Origin of the sequence: Actinomadura sp. GC306 (assembly GCF_004348665.1) — a bacterium.
Taxonomy (GTDB): domain Bacteria; phylum Actinomycetota; class Actinomycetes; order Streptosporangiales; family Streptosporangiaceae; genus Spirillospora.
On sequence record NZ_SMKM01000410.1, the window covers coordinates 1 to 3800 of the forward strand.

Below are 3800 nucleotides of genomic sequence, written 5' to 3' on the forward strand. Positions count from 1 at the left end.
GGGTGGCGCGCACCACCACATCGTGCAGCGGAACCTCACGACCACCGGGACCTGTCAGCGTGCGATGCCGCTCTTCAGCGACACCGATCTCCCACTGCGCTCCGTCCAGCCGCGCCACCACGTCCGCCGCGGTCACCGACGCCTCGGCGGGAGGCCCATGACCGTGTCCGTGGGAGTGCAGATGCCCGACGATCAGCAAGGTGCCGCCGGGGGAGAGCCACCCGGCGATGCGCTCATAGAACTCCAGTTGCGGCATCGCCGGATGGGCATAGTGCGTCGTGACCAGGTCGAACCGCGTCCCCGGCTCCCAGGCGCCCAGATCCGCCTCCACCCACCGCACACGCCCGCCGACCCCGCTCACCGCCGCCCGGCCCGCCGCACGGGCCAGCACCTCGGCCGAAATGTCCACCGCGGTGACCTCCCAGCCCCGCGACGCCAGCCAGACCGCCTCGGCACCCGCACCGCACCCCGCGTCCAGCGCCGCACCCGGCACCAGACCACCGACCTCCCGCTCCAGATACGGGTTCGGCGGGACATCGTGCGCACCACCGCTCTGCTGCCAGTGCCGCTCCCAGTACTCCTTGTCGAACGCATGGTCGGACCCGTGCGCCATCGGCCGCCCTCCTCGGTGATATCCGCCCCGGTGGGTGCCTTTCCCTCCGGACGCGGCCTTCACGATGCCCATGGCCCGCGCCGGACCGCAAACCTCGTTGCCGAATGGCAAAATCGGGGAGTGGATGAAGCCATCGACCGCACCCTGCACGCCGTCGGACCGCGACTGAAACGCCTCCGCCGCCAACGCGACATCACCCTCGCCGCCCTCGCGGAACAGACCGGCATCTCCACCAGCACCCTGTCCCGCCTCGAGGCCGGCCTGCGGCACCCCACGCTCGAGCAGCTGCTGCCGCTCGCCCGCGCCTACGGGGTGTCACTCGACGAACTCGTCGACGCACCGCCGACGAGGGACCCCCGCATCAACCTGCGCCCCATACCCTGCACCGACGGCTCGGTCATCCTGCCGCTGACCCGCAGGCCCGGCGGCATCCAGGCGTACAAGTTCGTCCTCCCGGCCGGACACGACGACACCGAACCCGACCTGCGCACCCACGAAGGCCACGACTGGGTGTACGTCCTCAACGGGACACTCCGCCTCGTCCTGGGCGAACACGACCTCACCCTCAAGCCGGGGGAGGCCGCGGAGTTCGACACACGCACCCCGCACTGGTTCGGCGCCACCAGCGCCGGCCCGGTCGAGTTCCTGAGCCTCATCGGACGCCAAGGCGAACGCGCCCACGTCCGCGCAGCCCCCAGACACCGCCCCGACGAATGACGGGACGACGACCCGCTACGCGGCAGGACCCGGGGGAGACCACGGCGCAAGATCGAGCTCGGGATACCGGACCGCCATCCCTGCCAGTGTCTCGGGCGTCCAGTAGGGATGCCCGGGAGGCGGGAACCCGAACGCCTGGAGCTGCCGCGGCGTAGCGCGATGGACGAAGTCGACCCAGGCCCGTTCGAAGCCCCGTGCCGCCCACCCGGTCCGCTGCCCCCAGTGAAGTCCGGAGCGCCGAAACCCCAGGTGCAGGCTGTAACGGGCGCCGCGCGGCTTGGTCAGCCGGGTGCCCCGGTGGAACGTCCCGGCCTCGAAGGCGATGACCGTCCCGGCCGGCCCCGCACCGGACACCTCAGCCGCATACAGCTCCGGGCTGCCGCTGTCGTCGACGAACCGGTCGCCGCCCTTTCTCCCCGGCCGCAGGAACCAGTTGGGGACGGCAGGCAGGCCACCGGTGAACCTGCGCGAGACGAAGTGCGGCGGACCGAGTTCCTCGGCAACGTCGTCAAGAAAGACGAACACCTCCACCTGGCGAAAGGCCGGTGCCGTGCTCGGAACCAGGAGCGTGTGGTTGAGGTAGTCACGGTGCAGGTCCTGGTCGTAATTGCACGCGCCGGTGTACTTCGCCAACGCCTCCGCCGAATGGATGAGAACGTCGCGGTCGTCCAACAGCAGTTTTGCCAGGTCCAGAATCCGGGAATGGGCGGCCAGCAGGCTGATCGCGGTGCCGGCGAAGGGAAAGGTGTCGATCCCGGCGAACTCATCGCCGACGAACCGCCCGGCGCGGGGATAGGTGCCGTCGTGGAAACCCGCGGCCGAGGGGAACATCAGCTCCAACTCGTCCATCGCGGCGCGCAGCTCGTCAGCCGGGAGGAACGCCGGAAGGACGAGGAAGCCATCGGCCTCCCACCCCGAGACCAACTCCCTGAGATCCACGATCTCAGCATCCTCAAGCCACCCGAACCGGGCAATCCATTTATTCTGTCCGATACCCGACAGAATTCAGCTTCTGTCCGGTTAGGCCATCTTCTGCCACTTCGGCGCATCGGGGGCGTGGACACCGCCTAACCTGCGCCCGAACGACAACCGATGCAGAGCCGCCGGCGCGCGGCCGGACTGGACTGATCACGGCCGATGCTGCAGCGTCGATGCGGACCCGGCTGAGTACTGGCGGCGACATCGTGCCGTCGAATCGCTGGCCCGGCGAGGTCAGAGCAGATTCGGGGCAGGCAGTCCGGGTTGCCGAGCAAAGCGCGCCAGACCGCCTGGGCCGCTTTGCGGTTAGGTGCGAGCATGGCCGACGCGCCCAGGGGCTCGTACCAGTCGGCCTCGGCGGCCGCACGGCTTCGGGAGTGAGAAAGAGAGTGCGTGTGCGGGTCTGGATGCGTCCGGATCGCCCGCTTCCGGGCGGCTTGATTGTTGGTCGATAATGTACATTATGTTAAGTAGTGGCCGTTCCGGGCAGAGTCGGCCTCTTGCCCCCTTCGCCTAGATGGCTCGGACGTGGGTGGGTCGCGTCGTTACAGTGCAATGGTTGCTGACGGCGACTCGAGGTCAGGTGGGGTCACCTTGGTTCCTGAGCATTTCGTTCGTGCGCTGGACGGCTTTGAAGCGGTGCTCGTCGCGACGCCGCAGGACAGGTGGCTTTCGCCGTCGCCGTGTGAGGGCTGGTGCGCCGTCGATGTGGCCGGTCACGTCATCGCGGGCCTGCTGGTGATCGAGATGCGCGCCGCCGGCCGACCGCTCCCCCAGGACGATCCGGATTGGCGCGAGGTGGCCGGTGAAGATCCGGTGGCATCGTGGCGTACGGTCCGCGCCCGGATGATGGCCGAGCTGGGGCCGGAGGCGCTGGCGCGGCGGGTCGCGCTGGCGGTCGGCCTGGAGGTGACGATGCGGGAGTGGCTGGAGAAGTATCCGCTGGAGCTGCTCGTCCACACCTGGGATCTGGCGCAGGCCACCGGGCAGTCGGTGGTGTTCGACGCGGATCTGGTGGGTCCGGCGCTGGAGACCGCGCAGCAGATGGCGGCGGGTGGGCGTGAACGTGGGATGGTCGGTCCGGAGCGGCCGGTGCCCGAGGGAGTGGACGACCAGGCGCGGCTCCTCGCGGTGTTCGGGCGTGATCCGTCGGGCGGCTGAGTGCGGGCCGCTCCCCTGCCGTGCGATTCGGGTGCGCGGGGTTCGTGGTCCGGGCATGCGCGGACGCCGCCAGTGAGCTCGCCTGAGGCGGGGCTCGCCGCAGGCTGTACGTCGCCGCGTTCCTTGCGGCGCGGTGCTGTTCGCCGATACCGGCTCTCCCCTGCTGATGGGTGCCTGATTCCTCGTCAGCCCTAGTGAGGGGTCCGCGGACGACGGTGGTGCCGTGCTTCGTGGTGGCGGTCGTCCTGGGGTTGAGGCGCCGCAGCGGGTTTGTACATCCCGGGGTGTAGGGGCGGGGCGGGGGCTGCGCGAAAGGTGCAGGGCGGTTGAC

The 3800-nt window shown here is 69.7% G+C and carries 4 protein-coding genes; 2 read left to right on the forward strand and 2 right to left on the reverse strand.

Annotated elements, in window-relative coordinates; all coding sequences use genetic code 11:
• Positions 1-613 (reverse strand): class I SAM-dependent methyltransferase (locus E1200_RS31800; RefSeq protein ID WP_131956131.1); only part of this gene is annotated, 613 nt, incomplete at its 3' end.
• Positions 614-733: 120 nt separating this feature from the next.
• Here E1200_RS31800 and E1200_RS31805 point away from each other — a divergent pair.
• Positions 734-1330, forward strand: a complete 597-nt coding sequence (locus E1200_RS31805) for an XRE family transcriptional regulator (RefSeq protein WP_131956133.1) — start codon at positions 734-736, stop codon at positions 1328-1330.
• A 15-nt stretch (positions 1331-1345) separates the two neighbouring features.
• Here E1200_RS31805 and E1200_RS31810 read toward each other — a convergent pair whose 3' ends face one another.
• On the reverse strand, positions 1346-2269 hold the full coding sequence (locus E1200_RS31810; RefSeq protein ID WP_165950551.1) for a phytanoyl-CoA dioxygenase family protein: 924 nt from the start codon (positions 2267-2269) through the stop codon (positions 1346-1348).
• 633 nt (positions 2270-2902) lie between these two features.
• Here E1200_RS31810 and E1200_RS31815 point away from each other — a divergent pair.
• Positions 2903-3469: a TIGR03086 family metal-binding protein gene (locus tag E1200_RS31815; RefSeq protein WP_165950552.1), complete on the forward strand. Its 567-nt coding sequence runs from the start codon at positions 2903-2905 to the stop codon at positions 3467-3469.
• The last annotated feature ends 331 nt before the right edge of the window (positions 3470-3800 follow it).